The 24,434-nt window shown below is 68.8% G+C and carries 17 protein-coding genes and 1 pseudogene; 7 read left to right on the forward strand and 11 right to left on the reverse strand.

The window, feature by feature from the left end; translation table 11 throughout:
- From ACNNMR_RS38235 to ACNNMR_RS38245, 3 genes and pseudogenes are all read right to left on the reverse strand, one after another.
- The gene (locus ACNNMR_RS38235) at nt 1–3,321 is read right to left on the reverse strand and encodes a type ISP restriction/modification enzyme (protein ID WP_419999312.1); all 3,321 of its coding nucleotides are present in this window, start codon (nt 3,319–3,321) and stop codon (nt 1–3) included.
- A 100-nt stretch (nt 3,322–3,421) separates the two neighbouring features.
- Nucleotides 3,422–4,220, reverse strand: a pseudogene (locus tag ACNNMR_RS38240) (IS5 family transposase).
- A 380-nt stretch (nt 4,221–4,600) separates the two neighbouring features.
- Complete coding sequence (locus ACNNMR_RS38245) at nt 4,601–4,912, reverse strand: hypothetical protein (RefSeq protein ID WP_419999313.1); 312 nt, start codon at nt 4,910–4,912, stop codon at nt 4,601–4,603.
- 107 nt (nt 4,913–5,019) lie between these two features.
- Between ACNNMR_RS38245 and ACNNMR_RS38250 the strand changes: the two genes are divergently transcribed.
- The 5 genes from ACNNMR_RS38250 (at nt 5,020) to ACNNMR_RS38270 (ending at nt 13,258) form a co-directional block, all read left to right on the forward strand.
- The gene (locus ACNNMR_RS38250) at nt 5,020–5,865 is read left to right on the forward strand and encodes a hypothetical protein (protein ID WP_419999314.1); all 846 of its coding nucleotides are present in this window, start codon (nt 5,020–5,022) and stop codon (nt 5,863–5,865) included.
- Nucleotides 5,866–6,367: 502 nt separating this feature from the next.
- A complete protein-coding gene (locus ACNNMR_RS38255; protein WP_419999315.1) occupies nt 6,368–6,895 on the forward strand; it encodes a hypothetical protein in 528 nt (175 codons plus the stop codon).
- Between the two features lie 22 nt (nt 6,896–6,917).
- On the forward strand, nt 6,918–10,268 hold the full coding sequence (locus ACNNMR_RS38260) for a CHAT domain-containing protein (protein WP_419999316.1): 3,351 nt from the start codon (nt 6,918–6,920) through the stop codon (nt 10,266–10,268).
- A 2-nt stretch (nt 10,269–10,270) separates the two neighbouring features.
- Nucleotides 10,271–12,112, forward strand: coding sequence for a CHAT domain-containing protein (locus ACNNMR_RS38265; RefSeq protein WP_420000621.1), 1,842 nt, complete (start codon nt 10,271–10,273; stop codon nt 12,110–12,112).
- 453 nt (nt 12,113–12,565) lie between these two features.
- The gene (locus tag ACNNMR_RS38270; RefSeq protein WP_419999317.1) at nt 12,566–13,258 is read left to right on the forward strand and encodes an IclR family transcriptional regulator; all 693 of its coding nucleotides are present in this window, start codon (nt 12,566–12,568) and stop codon (nt 13,256–13,258) included.
- A gap of 32 nt (nt 13,259–13,290) precedes the next feature.
- Here ACNNMR_RS38270 and ACNNMR_RS38275 read toward each other — a convergent pair whose 3' ends face one another.
- From ACNNMR_RS38275 to ACNNMR_RS38305, 7 genes are all read right to left on the reverse strand, one after another.
- Nucleotides 13,291–14,448: a Gfo/Idh/MocA family protein gene (locus tag ACNNMR_RS38275; protein ID WP_419999318.1), complete on the reverse strand. Its 1,158-nt coding sequence runs from the start codon at nt 14,446–14,448 to the stop codon at nt 13,291–13,293.
- A complete protein-coding gene (locus ACNNMR_RS38280; protein ID WP_419999319.1) occupies nt 14,445–15,224 on the reverse strand; it encodes a ThuA domain-containing protein in 780 nt (259 codons plus the stop codon). The genes ACNNMR_RS38275 and ACNNMR_RS38280 overlap by 4 nt, the downstream gene beginning before the upstream one ends.
- Nucleotides 15,225–15,247: 23 nt before the next feature.
- Nucleotides 15,248–16,048, reverse strand: a complete 801-nt coding sequence (locus tag ACNNMR_RS38285) for a carbohydrate ABC transporter permease (RefSeq protein WP_419999320.1) — start codon at nt 16,046–16,048, stop codon at nt 15,248–15,250.
- Between the two features lie 7 nt (nt 16,049–16,055).
- Nucleotides 16,056–16,976 carry a carbohydrate ABC transporter permease gene (locus tag ACNNMR_RS38290; protein WP_419999321.1) on the reverse strand — a complete coding sequence of 307 codons (921 nt, stop codon included), beginning with the start codon at nt 16,974–16,976 and terminating at the stop codon, nt 16,056–16,058.
- The gene (locus ACNNMR_RS38295; protein WP_419999322.1) at nt 16,969–18,180 is read right to left on the reverse strand and encodes a sugar ABC transporter substrate-binding protein; all 1,212 of its coding nucleotides are present in this window, start codon (nt 18,178–18,180) and stop codon (nt 16,969–16,971) included. Before ACNNMR_RS38295 ends, ACNNMR_RS38290 begins: the two co-directional genes overlap by 8 nt.
- Nucleotides 18,181–18,314: 134 nt before the next feature.
- On the reverse strand, nt 18,315–19,337 hold the full coding sequence (locus tag ACNNMR_RS38300; protein ID WP_419999323.1) for a LacI family DNA-binding transcriptional regulator: 1,023 nt from the start codon (nt 19,335–19,337) through the stop codon (nt 18,315–18,317).
- Nucleotides 19,321–21,516 carry an MMPL family transporter gene (locus tag ACNNMR_RS38305; RefSeq protein ID WP_419999324.1) on the reverse strand — a complete coding sequence of 732 codons (2,196 nt, stop codon included), beginning with the start codon at nt 21,514–21,516 and terminating at the stop codon, nt 19,321–19,323. Before ACNNMR_RS38305 ends, ACNNMR_RS38300 begins: the two co-directional genes overlap by 17 nt.
- 255 nt (nt 21,517–21,771) lie before the next feature.
- On the opposite strand from ACNNMR_RS38305, the gene ACNNMR_RS38310 reads away from it, so the two are divergent.
- Nucleotides 21,772–22,980, forward strand: a complete 1,209-nt coding sequence (locus ACNNMR_RS38310; protein WP_419999325.1) for a sensor histidine kinase — start codon at nt 21,772–21,774, stop codon at nt 22,978–22,980.
- Nucleotides 22,977–23,654, forward strand: a complete 678-nt coding sequence (locus ACNNMR_RS38315) for a response regulator (protein WP_419999326.1) — start codon at nt 22,977–22,979, stop codon at nt 23,652–23,654. Before ACNNMR_RS38310 ends, ACNNMR_RS38315 begins: the two co-directional genes overlap by 4 nt.
- Nucleotides 23,655–23,696: 42 nt before the next feature.
- Here ACNNMR_RS38315 and ACNNMR_RS38320 read toward each other — a convergent pair whose 3' ends face one another.
- Nucleotides 23,697–24,434 (reverse strand): AroM family protein, encoded by a 738-nt coding sequence (locus ACNNMR_RS38320; protein WP_419999327.1) that lies wholly within the window; start codon nt 24,432–24,434, stop codon nt 23,697–23,699.

Below are 24,434 nucleotides of genomic sequence, written 5' to 3' on the forward strand. Positions count from 1 at the left end.
CTATTCCTCGGTGGGGAATATCTCCACCCGGCCGCGCGGTTTGCGGTCTCTCCCAGTCACTGGCAAGATCCCGGCAGCTTCGAGGCTGGCAGAGGTGACCGTTGGGCCGGCGAGGATCCGACCGAGCAATTCTTTCTGGACGGGTGCAAGTTCTACAAGACGCCGCAGCGCCGAGAGCATCTCCATCAGCTCCTGCGACCAGTCTCCGGCCCAGGTCTCGACATGCAAGTCGTCCAGGGGGCTGGTTTTGCGGCTGTTGGGGCTGGCCTTGCGGTAGCCGAACCACTTCTTGACGATAGGCATCCCGCCGACGTTGTAGTCCCACACCTCGGCGGGCACCGGGCTGAACTGCCCCGGACCCACATGGAGCGTCTCGGTCATCTCCGAGTAGTCGATCCGAGCTGGTACGGCTTGCCCGACTGCCTGCTCGTAGATGACTCGGCGGGCGTCGCCCTGTGGGTACTCGACATTCCCCTGCGGCCTGCCTGCTTCCGGGGAGATAGAGCGCTCGCCGTATGTCGAGGCCCACAACAGCTCTGCGCCCAGGCGTAAGGCCTCCTCCCACAGCTGCGGATCCCTGGTGATCGGCAGCCGGACACCGGGGGTCAGCAGTTCCTCGGTGAACCGCTCGGTGAATCCGCCGTGCCCGGCAACAGCGAGCACATAGGCGGCGAGATTGTGCACAGTGATCCGGGAGACACCGATCTCGCTGGCAAGGTGAGCGAGCAGGCGTGGATGAACGTTGGGCGCGCCGTCCGGATGCAGGACTGGCATCACCTTGCCACCGCGACCGTTGAAGTGGTGGGTATCTGGGATTAGGGCGGTAGCGACTACGGCCGGTCCTGTGCTGATCTCGTGCGAGGACTGCTGGTTGAGGAACAACTGGTCCCCGTGCGCTGCCGCCCACAGACTGGGCCGGGGGAAGTCGATGACACGGCTGTCTGCGATAAGCCACTGGCGGTCGAAGCTGCGCATGGCGATGCGCGTCAGACGAGGGGTGAGCTCTGTTTCCGTTCGGAGGGCCCGGTCGTACTTGGGCTGGCCGGGAAGTCGGGTCGGTGTGGTGTCCAACGACCGGTCTCTGGTCTCCTTCAGCAGCTCGGCCTTCTTGGCCGCGTCGCTCTCGTGGATCAGATGTGCCCAGCGGTGGCGCAGAAGGTCCGGGTCTGGGCCATTGACCCAGGAATGGTTGGCTGTGACTCCGAGGCTTCCCCAACGGAAGAGATCCTCAAGGGCAGGGAAGTCCTCCCACCCCGTCACGCCAATCGGACGGAACGGTAGAACAGCGTCGGAATGGGTGTCGTGCCAGCCCTCATCGTCGAGGCGGATCTTCTTGAGCTCGCGATATTTGACGTCTCTTTTCCCGTGCACGGCGCGGTAATGGATACGAGCTGGCTGCTCAGGACCTTTGTTCCCGCTGCGCACGAAGAGACAGATCGCCAGCGGCTGGGCAACACCGGGAAAGATCCGGCTGGCCACGTCGGGACGGTGGCCTTCCGGGGACACGTCGATGATCCAGCCCTCGTCGCAGGTACGCCGCAGATAGTCCCTCAGCCCGCGCCCTCCCGGACCGGTGGTGAACCCAGAGGGACTGATGAAGCAGATGACGCCCTGCTGGTCCTCCGGGTGGGCGTCGAACACCTTCCAGGTCGCCCAGCGCCAGAAGTAGATGTAAAGGTTCTTGAGGACGTGCTCGTAACGGCCGTTGCCCGGCCACTTGAAGTCCCTGAGTAGTGGAACGCCCTGTGCCTCTGACCCGTTTTCCACCCAGCCGCCACGCCCCTTGGCTTTGTCGTCGTACGGCGGGTTTCCAATGACGACGGTGACAGGTGTTCCGGCCTTCACACGGTTCGCCTGCCTGCGCGACTCGGAGATCACCTCATAGGTCGAGGCAAATCCCTCCTCGGCGACGTAGGGGTTGTCCAGCGTGTCCGTCACGAATAACTGCATGCCGCTCGGGGGCGGTGTAGCGCGGTGTCGTTTGAGCAGGTCCGAGGTGCGCAGCTCGGCCACCGCATACGGGCCCATCTGCAGTTCGAAGCCGATGAGGCGGCGCGCAAGCCGGCCTATCGCGTCCGGTATTGCGCCAGGGCCGGTCTTCTGCGCGGCCCAGGCGGCGACGTGCTCAATGATCGCGTGGAGATACGTTCCCGTCCCCATGGCCGGATCGACGATGCGCACATCTTGGCTGCCATAACCGTCCGCACGGTCCAGGCGGGTGCGGAGCACGTCCTCGGTCAGCCGCACCATCTCCTCGACGACCTCGCGAGGCGTGTAGTACGAGCCGCTTTGCTGACGCAGCTTCTCGTCGTACACCTCCAGGAACGACTCGTACAGATAGAGGTAGGCATCGCGGCGTCCCTTGCGGATGGCGTCCCAGTCGACCTTGTCGATTACCTGGATGAGTAGCTCGAAGGTGACCTCGAAGCTCGGGGTGATGTTGTCGGTTAGTAGTTGGAGGGCCTTGCCCATCAGAGCGTGACCGGCATCGAGCCGTCGGCCGATCTCGTGCAGAGCGACCCCGGTCAATGAGATGTTCTCGGTCCGGGCCAGCAGCAGGGCGAAAGTAACCGTCTGTGCATAGCCGTCCGCGAAGGTGGAGTCGTCGGCGGTAGGAAAGAGCAGCGTGCGCCAGTCCTTCTTCAGTCCCGTAAACCGCAGATTGTGGGTCTGCTCGCCCTCAGCCTTCGCCCTGCCTTCGAGCTCAAGCTGCTCCCGGACCGCGGCGCGTAGGAGTCGGCACATCGGTGCGGTGCGCCGTACAAGCACGGAGACCTGACGGATTGGCTCGGGAATCCAGTGCAGGAAGGTGCGTAGAAGGGTGTTGAAGCCCTCAAGATCTCGGGCCCGTAGCGCGCGCCCTGCCACGGCCAGTTCTCCATCAAGGTATACGGGATCGCCCACGAGCTCCCCTGTGCGGAAGAGCCGCCACTCCGTGCCGTTGGTGTAGAGCACGTTTGGCAGATCGCGCAGGCGCTCCCACTGCTTCTTGTTACGCCCGGTGAACTTCGCGGGATCGACGGACTGGTCCGGACGCTTGACCTCTATATAGCCGACGATCGAGCCATGAACCTCCACTGCGTAGTCCGGGCGCACCCCGATGGAGCGCAGTGGTATCTCGGAGTGCCACAGAACACCGTCGAGGGCTTCATGATCACCAACAGTCTTGAGGAGCCCCTCCAGGGGAGGACGGATCGCCGCTTCCGGATCGCCGGGACCGTTCACCACCGGCCTGCACGACGCGCCGAAATCCGCCACGGCCTCAGTAAGCCAGGCGAGCCCGCTCTGCGCCATCGTCGCCCCCCACGCACCATTGATCATAACGGAACTGGAGTATGCCAGCCAGGAGTTGATACTGAACAGCCGCCGACCGGTCCCTTTGTCCGGCCTGCCGCTGCCATGGCCACGCCCCTTAGAGGTCCTAACACAATGACTGGATCTGTCGGTGGGTGATCAGGCAGCAGGCCAGTTTGAGGAAGGCTTCGTGGATGTCGGCTCGTCGCTCCCAGCGGATACGCAGGCGGCGGAAGCCGTGCAGCCAGGCGAAACTCCGCTCCACCACCCACCGGTAGATGCCCAGGCCGCTGCCGTGCCGGGTGCCTCGACGTGCGATGGCCCGCTCGCGTAGCCGGTCGCGGTAGATGTCGTGGTCGTAGCCGCGGTCGGCGAACAGCGCCTCCGGCTTGCGGCGGGGATGTCCGACGCGGCCGCGGACGGGCGGGATGGCATCCAGCAGCGGCAGCAGTTGGGTGACATCGTTGCGATTGCCGCCGGTCAGCAGGACCGCGAGCGGCGTACCGTGGCCGTCCGTGATCAAGTGGTGCTTGGATCCGGCCCGACCTCGGTCGACCGGTGACGGGCCGGTGTGGCTCCCCCTTTTATGGCCCGCACGTGACTGCCATCGACCACCGCCCTCGACCAGTCCAGCCGTGCGGCCGCGTTCAGCTCGGCCAGCAGTACCTCGTGCAGCTGCTGCCACACTCCGGCGTCGTTCCAGTCCGCAGCCGCCGCCAGCAGGTCATCCCGGAACCGAAGCCCAACTCCTTCGGCAGACGCTCCCACGGGATGTCGTTGAACAGCACGAACAGGATCCCGCACAGCACCCGGCGGTCCGGCACCGGCCTCCGCCCCGGGTAGCGATACCGGCGCTCCCACTTCGGCAGCAGCGGCTCGACCCGCGCCCACAGCTCGTCCGACACGATCCACGGCGATGACCCCATGCCCCGACGAACGTTCAACTCCCCGTCGCGACACGGCAATCAGCGTAGATCCACCTCATTGTGTTACGAGCTCTTAGTCGGCGGGATGTTCGGGGTACGGGCAGCGTTGCACGCAGTGGAGCCGGTCCTCGGCACAATACTGATGCGTCGCCCCCGCGATGCAAGTTGAGCGGTCGGGTGTAGCGGTGCTTCTGGTGGTCGACCGCGACAGCTGATCGGGGTGGTGGGCTCGCGATCCGCTGCTCAGCCGATGCCGAGCCCAATGCTCCTGGTCAGCGCGTCGGCCCACTGCCCCGGTCGGACCTCGGACACGCAATTACGCACATGACTGACGCGGGCTGTAATTCAACGATCACGGTCCGCTTCTTTGGTTTGTCGTGTCAGCTGGAGCCCGAAGGCGGCGTACAGCGGGCCTGGTCCTGTGACTCGGTGGCGCTCTGCCTCAGCTCGCCGCCACCGTCTATACCGGCAGCACGGGCGTACTTTACGTACTCGACGAACCCAGCAGCGGCCCCGGCGCGGGCCGTGACGGCGGCCGCCTCGACGCCGCAGGAACGACGGCGCAACTCGCCGCCGACCCGCGCTCGGTCACCGGCCCGTACCTCGCCGGCACCGCCCCGCAGACCGTCCGCACGCTGCGCCCGGTCGACGACGACACGCCCCGCCTGCGCCTGCACGTACCGGAGCTGCACAACCTGTGCAACCTGACCGCGGCCTTCCCGATGGGCCGCCTCACCCTGGTCACCGGCGTCTCCGGCTCCGGCAAGTCCACCCTCGTCCTCGACAGCCTCGCCCCGCCATGGCCGCTCAGCTCGCCGGGCGGGTGCTGTCGCTGCATGTGGACCGGCTGCACGCTGGCGAGCCGCTGGCTGCCCTGCGTCGCATCGACGCCACCCCGATCGGCCCCGACTCCCGCTCCACGCCCACCACCTACACCGGCGCGCTGGACGCCATCCGCAAGCTGTACGCGGCCACCGACGAGGCCAAGCGACGCGGCTGGACCGCGAGCCACTTCTCGTACAACACCAAGGCAGGGCAGTGCCCCGGTTGCCAGGGCATGGGTGAGCTGTCGATCGACATCCAGTACCTGCCCGACCTGCCGATGCCCTGCGGCGTCTGCCACGGCAACCGCTACAACCCCGAGACCCTCCCGGTGCTCCGCGACGGCATGACCATCGCCGACGTGCTGCGCCTCACCGTCGACGAGGCCGTCGAGCACTTCGCCGGCCAGCGCGCCGTCCACCGGCCGCTGCGGGCCCTGCGCGAGATCGGGCTCGGCTATCTCACCCTCGGCGAGGCCACCCCGGAGCTGTCCGGCGGCGAGGCCCAGCGCATGCGCCTGTCGACCGCCCTGCACACCGACAAGCCCGGCACCGTTTACATCTTCGACGAGCCCTCGGTCGGCCTGCACCCCAAGGACGTCAGCACCCTCGTCATCACACTGGACCGGCTCCTGGACACCGGCGCCACCGTCATCGTCATCGACCACGACACCGACCTGATCTGGAACGCCGACTGGGTCGTCGACCTCGGCCCCGGCGGCGGCTCGGACGGCGGGCGCATCGCCGCCCAGGGCGCCCCCGCCGAGCTCGCCGAGGCCGCGGCCACGCCCACCGGGACGTGGCTGCGGCGTGGCCAGCGCTGACTCAGCAGGTGTTCTGCTCGGAGTCAACGAGCTGTACGTCGCCCGGTTCTCCCGCAGGGTCGCGTTGTTGCCCATGCCGACGATGCCGATCTGGTTGATGACCGCGCTGTCCACCTGCGCCTAGCCGACCTCGGCGCCATCGCTGATCCTTCCTCGCCTGGACGACGACGCGGACAACCCGGTGATCATCACCAGGTAGCAGGCCGCGCGTGGCCGGCGCGGCTTCGCCGACCTGAAGAATTTGCGCATCCTCACCCAGCTCTGCCTGGGCGGCCCCTGGCACGCCACCACGCTGTTACGTGCCCAGCTCGTCCCACCCGTACCGAAAGCCTCCTGGTGAAAGACGATCACGCCACCGACCGGCACGAACACCCCACCCACCAGCCACACCAGCCCCTGAACAGCAACATCAGGATGAAACGATCTCAATCCGTACGCTCACCGCCCAGAGCACGAACACCGGTAGGATCAGCATGCGTTGGTCAGATCACCCAGGAGCGAGGTGGCGGTGTTAGAGAATGCTTTGGTGGTGACAGTCTCGGCTGAGGCGGAAAATGAACTTGCCGTCCTGGTGGTGCAGAACGCCACGTGGGAGTCCGACTATGCGGCTAGTCTAGCCGCCGAGTTCGGGGATGACTGCGCGTCGATCACCATGCGTACAGACCCAGGTCCAGACAGGCGGGGTCCGGATATTACCGACGTCGTCATAAGTCTTGGGGCCTGGGCGGCGACCAGTGCGGCCTGGGACGTGGCGAAAGTGCTCGCCGCGAAGGTGCGGACCAGGCTCGGGGCGAGGGCGGCGCCGCACATTCCACCGCTGGACGAGGACGAGGCTACCGCTCGGGCACTCTGGCTCATTTCTCAACGGTACGGGGAGGACGAGGGAGGTCTCACCGTCGACACGGTGGATACCGATATCGACGGCGGTGTGCAGGTCGTCGTGACCGGCGAGTGGGAGTACACCTGCTGGCTTGAGGTGCGGGACGGACTGGCGATCATGGTTCGCATTATCCGTTGCAAGCCGCGCTGACCACACACGAGGAAGATTGACGATGTTCAACCGCGATCGGGGTACGAAAAGGAATGCCGAGGAACTGCGACGGATAGCGGAGATTCTCGGCGTCGACATCATGACCGCGCAAGGGTTGGAACTGTTCGTCGAGGCAGACAACTTGAAGAAGATGGACGGGGGCAGGGAGGACCTGGAGAGTCTGCAACGACAACGGTCGCTGCTGGTCGATGCCGCCGCACTACTCAAGGACCGATCGCCGGAACGTCGAGCTACGGTGCTACACACGCTTTCTAACGTTCATCGCGACCTCGCCGACGCTGACCCCGGCCGTGCGCGTGAGCATCTGGAGGAGGCCATTTCGCGTCAGTTAGAGGCCTCCGCCGAACCGGGCCGCGCAGAGTCGGAATACGCTGCCGACGACGACTACCGTCTGGCTCAGCTCTACGACCACAGAATCAGCGGGGATCCAACGAAGAACCATTCCCTTGCGGTCGAATACGCACGGCGGGCCATTGCTGGATATCCCCGGGCGGCGATGCCCGTGTACTGGTCGGACGCTCAACAGGTTCTAGGCGACATTCTCCTCGGAGACCCGACAGGTGTGGCTTCACGCGACACGGATGCTGCCATCGCCTGCTTCGATCGAGCACTTGAAGTCCGCTCCCCACAACGAGATGTGGTGGCGTGGGCGCGGACCCTTTGGCGCCGCGGCGTCGCATTCGACGCACGCCGCGGCGGCGACCGTGGTGCAAATGAGGTAGCCGCGCTGCGCTGTTTTTCAGACGCCCTCACACAGCTCAGCGTGGTCGACGCTTCGGACCTCTGGGCGCGGCTACACGACAGCGCCGCGGTGACCCTATGCCAACGGCAACTCGGAGATCCCGCGGAGGATGCCGAGAATGCCGAGCGTCATCTGCAGCAGTGCCTGTCGGTGTGGACCAAAGAAGCCTCCGCGAGAGACTGGGCGCGGATTCAGCGTGCTCTAGGCGCGCTGCACGACGAACGCGTTGACGGCAACCCGCGAACGAACCACGAGAAAGCTGTTTGGCACTTTCAACAGGCGCTCGAGGTCACGACGCCCGAGACTGAACCTGCCGAATGGGGGGAAGGGCAGCGGAGCTTGGGAATCGCCTATCATAATTTGGCCATGGTGACTCACCAAGACGAGCACCACGCACTGGCCGACGAACATCTTTCGGCAGGATTACGGGTTCGTACCCGTGAGAATTTCCCACACGAATGGGCGATCACCGTCGAGGTGCTGGCGGCGAACCGGTACTCGCGTGGCGGCACCTCGCCTGACGTGCTGAAGGAAGGGCTTCGCCTGCTCGATCAGGCTGCCGAGGTGCACAGGGAACTTGGTGACCGAGCCGCGTTGGACACTAACCGGATGGTCAGGCGCGACCTGCTCCGCAGGCACGACAAGCTGACCGGGAGCGCGCGCGACGGCGAGCCAGACAAGATGGAAGAGATCGCGGAGGCGCAGTCGATTCTGGTCGCGAACCCGGTGGAGACGGCTCCCCGAATGCACAAGTCGATCGCCGTGCGTCTCGGTGAGTTGCTCGCCGAGACGGGACGCTGGGCGGAGGCGGCTGAAGCGTTCGCCTCGGCAATGGCGGCCGACGAACGACTGGTGTCCGGGGTGGTGACTAGAGCCGGGAGGGAAAATAGGTCGGAGTTTGCTCTGATCACGCAGCACGCCGCCTACGCACTCGCGCGTGCGGGGCGTCTTGCTGATGCTGTAGTCGCCCTGGAGCGCGGTCGTGCCAGAATGCTTGGCGATCGGCTGGGCGACAATGTGACCATTGCGGGTAGGCCTGGGCTGGATCGGCTCCGGACGGTCGCTCCGCATCTGACCGAGGAGTACCTGCAGGCACGCGAGCGCCTGGGTGCCGCACAAGCCGCTGACTCCAGCGGGTCGATCGGAATGCGGCATGCAGTGTTTGAGAAGCCGGCCACCGCGGCTGTGGTGGGCGGGGTCGCGCGGCAGATTCGCGAGGCGAGGCGGCAGCTCGACGACGCGCTATGCCGCATTCGCAAAGTCAGCGGGTTCGCCGACTTCGGCAAGCCGGCTGACCTGGACACCGTGCTTGCCTCTGCGGCGCCTCGGTGCCCGCTGATCTACATTGCCAGCGCCCTATGGGGCACGGTCATGCTGGTGCTATCGGCAGCACCGGACGGTCAGGAGGTGCAGGTTGTGTGGTCAGACTTCACCGAGGACGACGCGGTGAGTCTGCTGATGCACTCTGACAGCGAAGACGGCCCGTATTCGTTCGCCAACGGATACATGATGCGCCAGATGAACCTCGTGGAAACGGTCTTCGAGGACGGCAATTCGGCTCTGACGATCGGGTCATTGTTCGGGCCTGGTGTGACGCAGCGAACGGGACGCGACGAGGACGGTGGGATGTGGCGGCTCGGCCAGCGAGTCGTCGCACCGATCGTTGAAACATTGCGCCGTCTCAATGTCGAGGAAGTATGCCTTGTCGTTTGCGGACAGCTCGGTCAGTTCCCGGTGCACACAGCACCGTTGCACGCGGGCGCCGACGCGGAGTGCCTGCTGGACAGTGTGGACGTCGCGTTCGCCCCGTCCGCGCGGGTACTGCTGCACGCCAGGGCTCGTGCCGCGGAAGATTGGCCGCCCCCGATGTTCGGCGGCCTTGCCAATCCACGACCGCGATCGGCCCCGCTGGCCTACGCCGAGCACGAGGTACGCCGGATCGGTGCGCTGTTCGTGCAGTCGGAAGTGCGGGTTGGCCGGGAGGCCACCCGCGACGTGGCGCTTTCTGCATTTCGCCGCGCCAGCCACGTGCATCTAGCCTGCCACGGGGCTTATCAGCTCGGCGACTACAGTCCGTACCTTGAACTGGAGGAGGGAGCCGAGCTGACCCTAACCGACCTACTGCATGAACGCCCCTTCGAGGCGGCGCGGCTGGTGACGCTCTCGGCCTGCCAGACTGCGATCCCCTCGGCCCACGCCATGCGCAGCACCGACATCGACGGCCTGCCGTCCGCACTGCTCGCCGGAGGCATCCCAGCTGTGGTTGCCACCCTGTGGCCGGTAGACGACCTGTCGACCACCCTGCTCATGGAACGGTTCTACCTTTACCACCTTTACGGTGACCCAGTGGTGGGCGAGGGGCCGCTTCCGCCGCACCGGGCCCTGTCCCGGGCACAGCGATGGCTGGCGCAGGTCACGGCGGGTGAGCTTGCCCAGTTCTTCGAGCAACAGCCCTCGCTGCGCCAGGATGTTGAGGCACTGCCGAGCGGGCAGCGGTACCCGGCAGCCACTGCGGCCCGCAACGCGCTGCGCTTTGGTGTCCTCGACGCCGCCCACCGGCCGTTCAAGGAGTCTTGGTACTGGGGCCCGTTCGTGCTGCTGGGCGCTTGACCATGAACGACCCGAATAGCGCTGTGCCGGACGAGGCGGTCTTGACCGAGATTGTGCAGCTGGTCGCTGATCGCTGGGCAGAGCTGCCTGCGTTCTACGGCAAGGCGTGGCACAGTGTGGTCGGCGAAGTCGCCGGACTGATACGGCCAATCACTGACGGCCTGCCGCCGCAACGGGCTGTTGCTGTGCTTCGTCTCGGTCGCCTCCTTCGGGCTCACCCGGCGCTGGCCGCCGCGTTCGGCGAAGCGACTGCGCCGACTCGCAACAAAGCCGACCGAACCAAGCCAGAGGTGGACCGAGCGTGGTCGACGGCGGTGACCCTACTGGCGACGAGAGTTCAGAACGTTCTTGAGCAGCGTCAAGTGAATGTCGTCGCACCGAGGACAGTCACTGTCGGGACCCGGGCGATGGTCACCGTCGATCTACCACGATCGATCAAGACTATCGAGGCCGCCGCGACGGGTGCTACCACGTACATTGTGGTGCTGACTGCGCCGGCCTATGTCGTCCGTGTAGACGGGCCGCCACGCGGTGAGCTGACCGTGCAGCCCGACGACGACGGGCCAGCGCTGGTGTTTCCCATCGTCGGCCTCGCCACCGGTTCCACCCAGCTTACTTTCGATGTGCTTCACCGCGATAGCGGACGGACAGTCACGGTGATAGCCAGTGTCGACGTTGTGAGCGAGTCTGTCGATACGGCACAGGCGGTTTCCGCGGCGCGTGGTTCGGCCGTTGTAGCGCCACCCCGAATGAGGGCTGCAGGCATCGAGCTACGAATCCGGCTCGACGATAGGGGCAACAGCCCAGAATTGCTGTTTGAGCTGCATGCGCCCGACCGGACCGGCTTTCATTCGTTCCCCGCTGGGACCCGACGGCTGCACGACTCACCGGAAAAGTATCGGCGGGACCGACTACACGACTTCGAGCGGGCCCGCACCCCTCGCCAGCAACGTCAAGTTGGTGAGCAGCTCTGGCGCGACCTTGTGCCGGACGAACTGCGGGGATACTACCTGGACTTCAGGGAAGCAGGCTCGATGCAAATAACCTCGGACGAGCCGTGGATCCCATGGGAAGCTGTCCGACCGTTTGAGCAGGTTGGCGGGCGCACCGTTGTGGATGACGAACCATGGTGCTTGAGGTTCGAGCTCACCCGCTGGCTCTCCAGCCGCCACCCCGCTCCAGACGAGGTGTCGGTTGCCTCGTTCGCGTTCCTGGACGGCAGTAACTCCACCCGTTTCGACTCCACTGGATACTACTGGGCCGAACAGGCGCGCTCCAACGAACCCGCGGCCCCGTTCGTTCGGGAGCGCGGGGCGGCAACCGCGCTGTTCCGTCGCGCTGGTCTGCGTGACCTCAGCCCTACCCAAGCGGACGCGGCTTCCGTGGACGCGGTGCTCACAGAGTCGGCCAGCCACCTCGGCTTGTGGCACGTCCTCGGGCACGGGGACTCCGGAGGTGTATGTCTCGCAGATGGCACTCGGTGGCGTCCCACCGCGATCTGCGGCCCAATCGAGGCCGCGCTCGCGCAGAGGCGGCCGTTGTTCGTGTTCAACGTCTGCCGCTCAGCGCATCAGAATTGGGGACTGGCTGGGCTTGCCGGATGGGCGGAGACCCTGGTGCGGCGTTGCGGGAGCCCGTTGGTGGGTACCCAATGGTCAGTCACTGACCAAGCTGCTGCCGACATGCTCCTCGCCTTCTACCGCGGTCTTGCACAGGGGGAGACGGTTGGTAAAGCAATGAGGTGCGCACGGCATGCGGTGCGCGAAAGTCAGCCCGAAGACTCGTCCTGGCTGGCATACACCGCCTATGCGCACCCGCATACTCGGGTGGTGGTCGGCAATTAACCGTACTGTGTTCCCAACGCCTCGTGATCCGAGTCGAGTTGTTGTGTTCCAGTATCGACGACTTCTCCCACTTCGATGACCGCCAGCTTGCGCTTAGCATCTGCCCGCGTTCAATGGTGATGCGCATTGTTAGGTCTGTTTCGCCGCTACGGCTGTTGTCCGGGCGGTAATGGAACGTGCTCGAGTGACGACTACAGGGTATGACGAGGGGACTGCACACGTAGGGCTGCAGACGTTCGGGCGTGGAACGCTCTGCCTAAGTTTGCCGCACACCTTCATCGATCAACGGCGGGGCGATGAGGATCGACGCTGAAGACGCACCTCGACCTGGCGGACCTCGTCACGATCGCATTCGGCGCTTGCGTGAGCGAATGCGCGGGCGCGGAAGACCGAGTTGTCGGCGTGTCCGGCGACAGCGTCTCGGATAGGTGTGTCGCGGGCAACCGTCGATGTATGGATTTGGGCCAGCGGAGGCCGCGGCGCCCGACGGCCGCGGACAAGACGCTCGATGTCCTGGAGGCGCTGGCGGAGCAGACCAGCCACGGCAGCTATGCCGGGGGCCCGCGTATCCTCGCCCTCATCAGCTGCCACCAGCGCGCCGCTTGCCTGGCCGACCAGATGCGGCCCGCCCTGGAGGAGCTGCAGAAGCGGACCAACTGGACGGTGCACTTCGCCCTGCTCTCCGGGGACGAGGCCGTCTACGCCGCCAAGCTGGAGGGCGACCGGCCGTATCACCTGGCGTCCAGGGTCGGGATGAGCCTGCGCCTGCACTCCACCTCGGTCGGCAAGTCCATCCTCGCCGCGCTCCCGCCGGAGGAGACCCGCGACCTGCTCGGCCGTACGGGCCTCCCGGCGCGTACGGCTCGTACCCACACCGCCCCCGGGCCGCTGCTCGCCGAGCTCGACGCGATCCGGCTGCGGGGCTATGCCGAGGAGAACGAGGACGGGGTCGTCGCCGTCGGCGCCCCCGTCTTCGACCATCTCGGGCAGGTGATCGGCGGGGTCAGCGCGGCGGCGCTGCGGCACACGGTGGAGGCGGAGGCGGTGGCGGGGCACGGCCGGGCCGTCACGGAGGCGGCCCGGCGGATCTCGCTTACGCTCGGGGCGCCCGCACGGCGGTGCGACCTGGCGGGCCCGGCCGGCTGACCCAGCCGCTCGGACCCAGCCGCCCGCGCGGATCAGCGCGGCCTACGGTACGGCGCCCTCACCGGCGCCGGATCGCCCGCCGCCAGCGCCTCCCGTACGGACGTCCACCCGGTGAGCACCGCCCGCACCCCGGGCCGCCCCTCATCCGCCACCGCCTGCGCATGCGCCCGGTCCAGTACGGCGTCGACGGATACCCGCCGCCCTGTCCGCGCCGACTCCACCGCGGCCTCGACCATCGCCAGGCTCATCGCGTTCTCGTGCGCCTCGCCCATCGGCGTCCCGCCGGTACGCAGCGCCTCGACGAAGGCGTGCAGCGCACCCGCGATCTCGGCGGGTCCGCCGTACGCTTCCTCGAAGCCGTTGTCGGTACGGGATGACGCCACCGGATCGCTCTCGCCGTCCCACCGCGCCGTCCCTTTCTCGCCGCTCGCCAGCCAGGAACCGTTCCAGGAGGTCTCGTCTCCGGGAGCGCACCAACTGCCGTGGTAGAGATAGCGCGTTCCTCCTTCCATCTCAAAAGTTGCGCACGCGCTCGCATCCCCGGCGTACCAGCTCCACGGCGGATTGAACGCCTCGCAATACACCGACACCGGCTCCGCCCCCAGCAGGAACCGGGCCGCGTCGAAGGCATGAATCGCCATGTCCACCAGCAGCGGGTGCGCCATCTCCTCGCGGAAGCCGGGGAAGTGGGGCGCCTTGTAGAACTCGGTGGTCAGCGTGCCGATGCCGCCGAGACCCGCGAGCAGGTCGCGGAGCGCGAAGAGCCGTGGGTTCCAGCGGCGTGACTGGCTCACCATGAACAGCTGCCCGCTCGCCTCGGCCGCCGCGGCCAGCGACAGCGCGCGGGCGAGGGTGTCGGCGATGGGCTTCTCGCCCAGGACGGGAAGGCCGGCGAAGAGCGCCTCGGTGGTGACGGGGTGGTGGGCCACCGGCGTCGTCACGTTCACCACGGCCTGGGCGCCGGTCCGTTCGGCCAGCTCCGGCAGCGTGACGGCGGTGGGCAGGTCGGGGCGGCCGAGCTCGGCGGCCGCGCGGCGGGCGGCGTCGGCGTCGAGGTCGACGATGCCGACGAGCTCGGCCGCGGGCGAGTCGGTGATCGCACGCAGCCAGGCGCGGCCCATCAGGCCCGAACCCACGACGACCAGGCGCAGCGGCGACTCGGGTCCGCAGTCGATGGTTACGTGGTTCATCCCAGCGGCCCCTGGTACGCGCCGCCCTTGAAGAACTCCCCGCTCTCGTACCGCAGCAGCTCCGGCGCCGCCCGCTGCGGCCGGTCCGAGCGTGCCCAGCGCACCCCGTTGGCGATCACCCTGCGGACGTCCTTGTGGTGATAGACGGGATAGTCCTGGTCGCCGGGGCTGAAGTAGAAGATCTTCCCGTGGCCGCGGCGGAAGGTGCAGCCGCTGCGGAAGACCTCGCCGCCGGAGAAGGAGCTGACGAAGACCAGCTCATCCGGGGCGGGGATGTCGAAGAACTCCCCGTACATCTCCTGCTCGTCGATGATCAAGGGGTGCGGGACGCCCTCGGCGATGGGGTGCGTCGGGTTCACCGTCCACACCAGCTCGCGGTCCCGCTCCGAGCGCCAGCGCAGCGTGCAGCTGGTGCCCATCAGCTTGGTGAAGATCTTCGACCAGTGGCCGGAGTGCAGCACCACCAGGCCCATGCCGGCGAGTACGTGCTGGTGGACGCGCGCGACGACCTCGTCGGAGACCTCGGCGTGGGCGGCGTGGCCCCACCAGGTGAGTACGTCCGTGTGCGCGAGGACCTCCTCGGTCAGGCCGTGTTCCGGGGCGTCCAGTACGGCGGTGCGCACCTCCGCGAGGTCGCTCTCGGCCAGGTTCTCCCTGATGCCCTCGGCGATCGTGGTGTGCATGCCCTGAGGGTAGATCTTGGCTACGTGATCCTCGAGCTTCTCGTGCCGGTTCTCGCCCCAGACGGTTACGCGCAATGCAGAGGTGGTGGGCATGGCGGATTTCCTTTCAGGAGGGGTCACTTGAGCGCCCCAGACCCCACACCCGCGGCGATATAGCGCTGCGCCGCGAGCAGCAGGATCAGGGCGGGGATGGAGGAGAGCGTCGCCGTGGCCATGACCGTGTTCCAGTCGGAGACGTGCGCGCCCAGGTATTCGTAAAGGCCGAGGGTCACCGGCCGGACGTCATCGGTCGTGGTCAGCGTCAAGGCGAAGAGGAAGTCGCTCCACGAGAAGAGGAACGTGAACAGCCCCGCCGTGATCAGCGCATTCCGACTCACCGGCAGCACGATCGACACGAACGCCCGCACCCGCCCCGCCCCGTCCACCCGCGCCGCCTCCACCAGCGAGGCCGGGACGCCGCTCAGGAAGGCGCGCAGGATGAGGATCGCGAACGGGATGCCGTGGGTGGAGTCGGCGAGGATCAGGCCGCCGACCGAGTTCAGCGCGCCCAGTTGGTTGTACGCGCTGAACAGGGCGTTCGCGACGACAATGCCCGGGATCATCTGGCTGAACAGGATCGCCAGCAGCACCGGCGACACCCAGCGGGACCGCAGCCGGGCGAGTGCGTAGGCGGCGGGGGTGGCCACGACCAGGCTGAAGGCCACGCTCGATACGGAGACGATCAGGCTGGTCAGCAGGTTGCGGCCCTGGTCCTCGAAGGCCTGCGCATAGCCGTCGAGGTGCAGCGACGTCGGGATCAGGGGGGTGGTGAGAGTGGAGCCGGGCGGCTGCACCGAGACGTTGACCATCCAGTAGACGGGGAAGAGCATCACGGCGACGATCAGCGCGCCGAACGCGGTGTGAACCGTGGGTTTCATGACCGCCTCACTCGTCCACGGCGCGCCGGTTGGCGCGCAGGTAGAGGAGGGCGAAGACCAGCGAGACGGCGATGAGGACGTTGCCGAGCGCCGCGCCCTGCCCGAAGTCGAAGGTGCGGAAGGACAGTTGGTACGACTGGGTGGCCAGGGTCTGGGAGGCGTTCGCGGGGCCGCCGCCGGTCAGGCCGAGGATCAGGTCCAGCACCTTGAGCGTGTAGACGACGCCCAGGACCAGCACCACCGTGACCACCGGGCGCAGCAGCGGCCACGTCACGTACCGGAAGGCGCGCCGCCCGGTCGCCCCGTCCAGCGCCGCCGCCTCGTAGAGCTCGCGGGGGATCTCCTGGAGGCCGCTGTGCAGCAGGACCACGTTGAAGGGGATGCCGAGCCAGATGTTGACCAGGATCACCGACAGCAGGGCGAGCGAGGTGTCGGTGAGCCAGCCGGGCGTGCCCAGGCCGAGGCCGCCGAGGAGGCGGTTGAGCACGCCGCCGTCCTGGTCCAGGATCCAGCGCCACACCGTACCCGAGACGATCACTGGGACCAGCCAGGGCAGGAGCAGCAGGGCGCGCAGCACGCCGCCGAGCGGGAAGCGGCGGCGGAAGTACAGCGCGATCGCCAGGCCGATGCCGAACTGCGCGAGGATCGAGCAGACGGTGAACAGCGCCGTGTTGAGCACCGCCGTGCTGAATACCGCGGAGGAGGTGACGGCCACGTAGTTGTCCCAGCCGGCCCAGGGCGCCTCGCCGGTGTAGAAGGTGGCGATGCCGTAGTGCTGGAAGCCCATGAGGAGGTTCTGCACGACCGGGTAGCCGAAGAAGGCGATGAGGTAGACCAGGGCGGGCAGCAGGAAGAGCAGGTGGAACAGGCGCTCGCGGCCGCGCTGGGTGTGCCACCAGCGGAGCTGGGTCATCTGGAGGTCAGTCATGTGCGGCCTCCCTCAGCGCCTGCTGCGGGCTTGCGCCCCGGGCCAGCGCGGTCTGGAGCGCGGTGTAGATCTTCGTGGCGGCGTCCGGCCAGTCCTCGCCCAGTGCGCCGGTACGGGCCCGGGAGCCGCGCACCAGCTCGGTGAACTCCCGCATCTCCGGGTGCTTTCTGGCGAACGGGCCCATCAGCGCGGTCTTCGTCGGCACCGTCTGCCGCTTGGCGGCGAGTGCGAGTTGGTTGTCGTCGGAGGTGAGGCAGCCGAGGACCTTGGCCGCCTTGGCCTCGCGCTCGGCGTTGCCGGTGCGCGGCAGCGTCCAGCCCTCGCCGCCGAGCGGCACGACGGAGCGGTCGCCCGCCTTCGGCACCGGGATGCGGGCGATGCCGTAGTGCCGGTCCTTCTTCTCGTCCAGGGCGGGGAGCTGCCAGGGGCCGTTGACCATCATCGCGGCCTTGCCGGCCGCGAACTGGTCGGAGACGTCGGTCTGGCCCCAGTTGACCACCGAGCGGGAGGCGGAGCCTTCGCGGACCAGGTCGGACCAGAGGCGGAGGGCGGCGGCGTTACGCGGGGAGGTGAGGCGTCGCTCGTCGCCGCCGTTGGACCACATGAAGGGGAGGAACTGCCAGGTGCCCTCGTAGGTGGCGGCGGCGCTGAAGGCGATGCCGTAGCGGCTGCCTTCGGTCAGCTTCTTGGCGGCCGTCTTGAGCTCGGTCCAGGTGGTGGGCGGGTCGATGCCCGCCTGGGCGAGGGCGTCCTTGTCGTAGAAGAGGCCGATGGTGTTGGCGACGGGCTGCAGCGCGTACACCTTCCCGCGGTGGCTGGCGGCGGCCACGACGCTGCGGGCGTAGCCGCGGGCGGAGAGGCCCAGTTCGGTGACGGGGTGGAGGGCGCCGGTGGCGGCGATCTGCTGGATGTCCGGGTTGTCGATCATCAGCAGGTCGGGGAGGGTGCGGGAGGCGGCCTGCTGGAGCGTCTTGGGGATCAGCGAGGCGTTCGGCACGCTCTCGTGCTCGATCGCGACGCCGGCGCGGCGGCCGCATTCCTTGAGGGTCCGGTCGTATATGGACCGGTGCGGCTCGTCCACGTAGTAGTCCATGACGCGCAGCGTGCCGGCGTCGTCGGGGACGCCGTTGTTGCCGCCGCAGCCGGACAGGACCAGCGGGGCGAGGAGCGCCAGCGCGGGCCAGCGGGCTCGTCGTGGGGGCACGTTCGCTCTCCTTCATCGGTCGGTTGGGGCGCCGGGGCAGAGCGTTGTCGATACGTATCGACAGACGTGGTGCGAAGGCCTTCCGGGGGGCGTCGTCCGGATCCCGGAAGGCGGTTGGTGGGGGACGGGTGGGGTCAGTGGGGGTGGGGGAGGGTGGTGCGGCGTCTGGTGAGGCGGGGCTGGACCAGGTCGATGCCGGGCGGCTCTGAGGGGTCGTCCGCCAGTAGCCGGAAGAGGGTGCGCATCGCCCTGCGCGATACCTCTCGCGGCTCCAAGGAGACGTTGGTGACGGCGGGGTGGGTCGTCTCCGCGGAGTCATCGGTGCAGAGCGCGATGACGGACACGTCGCGGCCCGGGGTCAGGCCGCGGTCCGCGAGGCCGGTCAGCACCGCGGAGGAGAGCCGCCCCTCGGGGACCACCAGGCCGAGGTCGCCGGTGCCGTCGTGATGGGCCATCGCCTCTGTGAGCGCGGCCTCGACGGCCGCGTGTCCCGCGTCCTCAGGGGTGACCTGGGCGTACGGGATGCCGTGCCGCCGGGCGGCGGCCTCGGCGCCGCGGTGGAAGCGGCGGACGTAGTTCACGTCGCGCTCCACCGACCGGCGTTCATAGCCCAGCTGGACGATCCGCCGGTGCCCGCACGCGGCGAGCTCGTCCACCGCCAGCTGCCCGGCGCGCTCGAAGTCCACGTCCACGCACGGGAGGTGGCCCGGATCCTCGGGCACGCCGATCAGGATCACCGGGAGGTCGAGCGCGGCCGCCACCGCGACACGCTCGTCCGCCGCCTCGACGTCCATCAGCACCAGCGCGTCGCACAGCGCCTGCCCGGCGAGTCGCTCCACCGCTTCGGCGCCCTCTTCCTCGGTGACCAGCAGCACGTTGTGGTCCTCGGCGCGGGCGCATTTGGCGATGGTCTCGATGAACGGCAGCACGCCGCCGGTGTCGGCCCCCGGCGCGAACGGCACCATCAGCCCGACCACGCTGCTGCGGCGGCTGGCCAGCGCGCGAGCCCCGGCGTTCGGCTGGAACCGCAGCGCGACCATCGCCTCCTCGACCCGCCGCCGGGTCTCGGCCGAGATCGAGCGACGCCCGCTCATCACGTACGAAACGGTGCTCTGCGAGACACCCGCAAGGCGGGCCACATCACGGCTGGTCGCCATGCCCTGGCACCTCCTCGGCGGGGTGTCGATGCTGTCGATACGCATCGACTGACTGGGCAGCGACCGTAGTCCGGCCCGGCGGGCGGCGACAAGAGGCGTGCAGCCATGAACCGGAGCGGGGCAGCCACCAGGCGGCGCGGCCGAGCAGTGCCATGGATGCGGGTACGAGCACCATCCGGACGATCGTGGCGTCGAGCACGACGGCCGTCGCGAGGCCCAGGCCCATCATCTTGATCAGCGGTGACGGATTGACGACGAAGCTGAGGAAGACCACCGTCATGATCAGCGCCGCCGAGGTGATGACCCGGCCGGTGACGGCCATGCCGCGCGCCACCGCCTCCTTGGCGTCGCCTGTCGCGTCGTATGCCTCGCGGATGCGCGAGAGCAGGAACACCTCGTAATCCATGGACAGGCCGAAGAGGACCGCAAAGAAGATCGTCGGCATCGGGGAGGCGATCAGCAGGGTCTCGTCGACGCCGAACAGCCATCCCAGCCAGCCCCACTGGAAGACGGCCACCACCACGCCGTACGCGCCGCCGATGGACAGCAGGTTCATCACGGCGGCCTTGAGCGGCACCACGACGGATCGGAAAACCAGCATCAGCAGCACGAACGACACCACGAGGATCGCGGCGATGAAGACCGGCAGCGTGTCGGAGAGCTGCCGGGTGAGGTCGTCGGTCATGGCGGTCAGGCCCGATACGGCGACGTTGCCGGGGACGGCGCCGCGGATGCGGTCGAGGGTGCGGGAGGTCGCGGGATCCGCGGGGGCGGTGGTCGGGAGCGCGGGCAGCACGGCGGTGTCCTTCGCCGCGGAGAAGCGCGGCTCGCCGACCGATGCGATGCCGGGGTCATCGGCGAGGCGGCGGGACAGCTCGGGTATGCCCCCGGCGTCCACGCCGGAGCCGCGGAGGTCGGCGACGATCAGCAGCGGGGCGTTGAAGCCCGGCCCGAAGCCCTCCGCCAGCAGGTCGTAGGCGCGACGATGGGTGGTGTTGGCCGCGTCGTTGCCCGCGTCAGGGAAGCCCGTCTCCATGCGCAGGGCGGGTGCGGCCAGCGCCAGCAGCACCGCCGATGCCACCAGCAGGTACGGCCACGGCCGGCCCGAGACCCGGTGGGCAAACCGCCACCATGCCGTCCCCTCGGCCCGCTTCACCATGCGGGTACGGGAGCGCCGCGCCTTCAGGACGCGGTCGCCGAGCAGGGTCAGCAGGGCGGGCAGCAGGGTCAGGGCGGTCGCCACGGCGAACACCACGACCAGCGAGGTGGCGAGGCCGATCGAGGTCAGGAAACCCAGGCCGGTCAGCGCGAGCGCGGTCATCGCCACGACGACGGTGCCGCCGGCGAACACAACGGCCGCGCCCGACGAACCCATGGCGTTCGACAGCGCGGTGGAGCGCTCCTGGCCTGCGGCATGGTTCTCGCGGTAGCGCGCGACGATGAAGAGGGCGTAGTCGATGCCGACGCCCAAGCCGATCATCGCGCCGATGGTGGGCGCGGCGGTGGAGACGTCCATCGCATGGGCCAGCAGCGTGATGCTGCCCAGTCCGGCGGCGACGGTGACGAGAGCCAGGGCGATCGGGACCAGGGCGGCTGCCACCGTACCGAAAGCGATCACCAGGACGAGCAGGGCGGCGAGCAGACCCGCCGCCTCCGCGCCCGAGGTCGGCGTCTCGGCGTTGATGAAGACGGTGTCGCCGCCGAGCTCGGCGGCGATGCCGCCGTCGCGCACCGGTGCTATCGCCCGGTTGAGGGCATCGATCTCCTCCGGGTCCACCTCCATCGGCGGCACGTCGAAGGCGACTTCGGTGTATGCGGTGCGCCCGTCGGGCGAGACGGTTCCGGCGCTGAGGGGGTCGGTGACCGCGGCGGCCCCTTCCACATCGTCGATCCGGGCGACGGCGGCCTCGATCGCAGGCCGATGTCGCTCGACCCGGTCGCCTTCCGGTGCGGCGAAGACGGCCACGGCAGTGCCCCCGGACGCCTCGGGGAAGCGCTCCTCGAGTAACTCCATGGCCTCCTCGCTCTGACTGCCGGGAGCCACGAGGTCATCGACGAACGGACCGGCGGCCAGGCCGGCCAGGGGCAGCACGAGGGCCAGCGCGGCCAGCCAGGCGGCGATGGTCACCCAAGGCCGGCGGGCGCTCGCATCGCCGATCCGGCGCGTGAGTCGGTTCATGACGTCAGCTCCCTGTAAAGCGGCGAAAAGGGCAGGTCCATCGTGGGCGCCGGCACCGGCGCCGTCTCCCGCCGCACGGCGGGTCCGGCCCTCCCGCGTGCGGCGGGGAGAACAGGGCCGCGCCTCCTGCCCGCGGCGGAGGACCGGATCCGTCCGACGGCGGGTGACGGTGCGTCGGGGCCGAATTAGGATGACGTGCCCGATGCGCCCGAATGATCTGCAACCGGGCCCCGGCCGCCTCTCGTTGGAGTGACGATGAAGCGCAGCGCGCTGCACGCCGAGACGCCGGGCCGCGGCGTGCCGGGCAGATTCCGCGGCCCGTTCACGCGCTGGCCGCGGGGCGCGGACGCCGTCCTCGCGGTGGCGCTGTTCCTGTGGGTGGCGCTCCTCGAGGAAGGCCCGGAGAACTCGTTGGTCGTCCGCCCGGCCGCCGGCGTTCTCCACCCTGCCCCGCTGCTCGTCCTGGTGGCCGCCGCGGCCATCTATGTCCGCCGTACGCGTCCTGTCGCGGTCGTGTACGTGGTGCTGGCCATGTGGGCGCCGACGTTGGGCAGCAGCTACTCCACGCTGGGCGTCATGGTGCTCGTCGCGCTGTACAGCGCCGGTCGGCACGCCGACGACAGCCGGTGGGGCCCGCTCGGCATCGCCGCGGCCATCGTCGGCCTCACCATCGACGGCGTCCTCCTCAACTCCTCGGGCGGGGAGGTCTTCTTCAGCGCTCTCGTCATGGCGGGGGTCTGGTACCTCGGCCGGCGCCTGCGGCTGCGCGCCGGCCGGGCCGTCCGGCTGGTCGAGGAGCGGGCCGCGGCGGCGCGGCGGATCGTGGCCGAGGAGCGCACCCACATCGCCCGTGAACTGCACGACGTGGTCGCCCACCGGGTGAGCATGATGACGGTGCAGGCCGGTGCGGCCCGCATGGTGGCCGCCGAGGACCCGCAGGGCGCCCTGGAAGCGATGGCGGCGGTGGAGGAGGCGGGCCGCCAGGCGCTGGACGAACTGCGCCATCTGCTGGGCGTGTTACGGCCGGAGGCCGGGCGCGACGGCCTCGGGCCCCGGGCCGGGCTGGCCGATCTGCCGCGGCTCGTGGCCGAGGTGCGCGAGGCGGGCCTGGACCTCTCGGTCAGCAACGGCATAGCCGCCCCGCTCCCGGCCCGCGTCGACCTCTCGGCGTACCGCATCGTCCAGGAGGCCCTGACCAACGTGCTCAAGCACAGCGGACCGCGCACCCGCACCGAGGTGCGCCTGACCGGAGCGGCCGACGGCCTCACGATCGAGGTGACCGACGACGGCCGCGGGGCCGCCGCCCTTGCCGCGCCTGCCGGGCACGAGCGCCCGCCCGGCCACGGCATCGTCGGCATGCGGGAAAGGACCCACCTGCTCGGCGGGCATCTCGATGCCGGGCCGCGCCCCGCCGGCGGCTTCCGGCTCACCGCCTACCTGCCCGTCAAAGGTGAGCCCTCGTGACCATCCGCGTCGTCGTGGCCGACGACCAGGCGCTGGTACGGCGGGGCTTCGTCATGATCCTCCGGATCCACCCCGACATCGAGGTGGTGGCCGAGGCGGGCACCGGTCTCGAGGCGATCGAGGCGGCACACCGGCACCGGCCGGACGTGATCCTCATGGATATCCGCATGCCGGAGATGGACGGCCTCGAAGCGACCTCCCGGATCCTGGCGGAGGCCGACTGGGATGCCCGGGTGCTGATCCTGACCACGTTCGACCCGGATGAGTACGTCTACAAGGCGCTGCGCTCCGGCGCCAGCGCCTTCGTACTCAAGGACATCCCTCCCGAACAACTCGGCACCGCCGTACGCACCGTGGCCGAGGGCGGGACTCTGCTGGCCCCCTCGATCACCCGGCGCTTCATCGACCGCTTCGCGCCCCGCCGCGCTGTCAACGCGGCCGTCGCGGCCCGCCTGGAACGGCTCACCGGCCGGGAACGCGAGATCATGACCGCCGTGGCCTGGGGCGCGAGCAACGCGGAGATCGCCGGGCAGCTCGTCATCGGCGCCGCCACGGTGAAGTCGCATATCTCGAGCATCCTCACAAAGCTCGGGCTGCGCGACCGCGTGCAGATCGTGATCTTCGCGTACGAAAGCGGCCTGGTCGAGGCGGGCGATCACGATGTCGGCCATTGACGGCCGGTCCTGTCCAGCTCAGTGAATCGTCTCCCGCACCACTCAGCTGCGGCCGCGCGCCGCCGACATGGCGGCCTCCGCCGCAAGGCGTACGGCGAGGGCGCGGGCCAGCAGCACCGGGACGCCGGTGGCGCGGGCCGCGGCCGCGCGCATCTCCTCGGTGTAGCCGATGCAGTCCAGCACCAGCCACCGCGCTCCACCCGCGGCCAGCTGCCGCGCCGCCGCTGCGCAGCTGTCCGCCGCGGCCGCCCCGTACGGGTCGGCCGGAGCGGCGGTCACCGGGCCCGGCAGCAGCCGGGCCCAGCGGGCCGCGACGTCCTCCTGCTGCGCGGGCAGCGGGCAGACGATGCCGACCGGGTCCGCGCCGGCCAGGGCGCGGACGGCGTGCTGGACGAGCGGTTCGGCGTACAGCAGCGGGCGGGAGGCGGGCACCGGCGGGAAGTGGCCGGTGCACAGCAGCAGCGTGACGTCGGCGCCTTCGGCCTCGCCGCGCGCCACGGCGGCGGCCATCCGCGGCGCGAGCGCCTCGTGGCCGAGGACGGCGGAACCGCCGTCGCGCAGCCGGGAGATCAGCGGCGCCTCGCCGGGGACCGGGCCGACGGCGGCCCGTACGGCATCGGCGTCGGGCCCGTCGAACCGGTCGTCGTCGAGCGCGCCGTGCTCGGCCAGCCGGAGCCCGGCGGTGAGCGGCAGTATGTCGGGGGTCAGGTCGGTGCGCGGGGCCTGGCCGATGCTCACCAGACCCAGGACGCCCCGGGGCTCGGTTTCTGCTGTGGACAC

Source organism: Streptomyces boninensis (genome assembly GCF_048572725.1).
Taxonomy (GTDB): Bacteria; Actinomycetota; Actinomycetes; order Streptomycetales; family Streptomycetaceae; genus Streptomyces; species Streptomyces boninensis.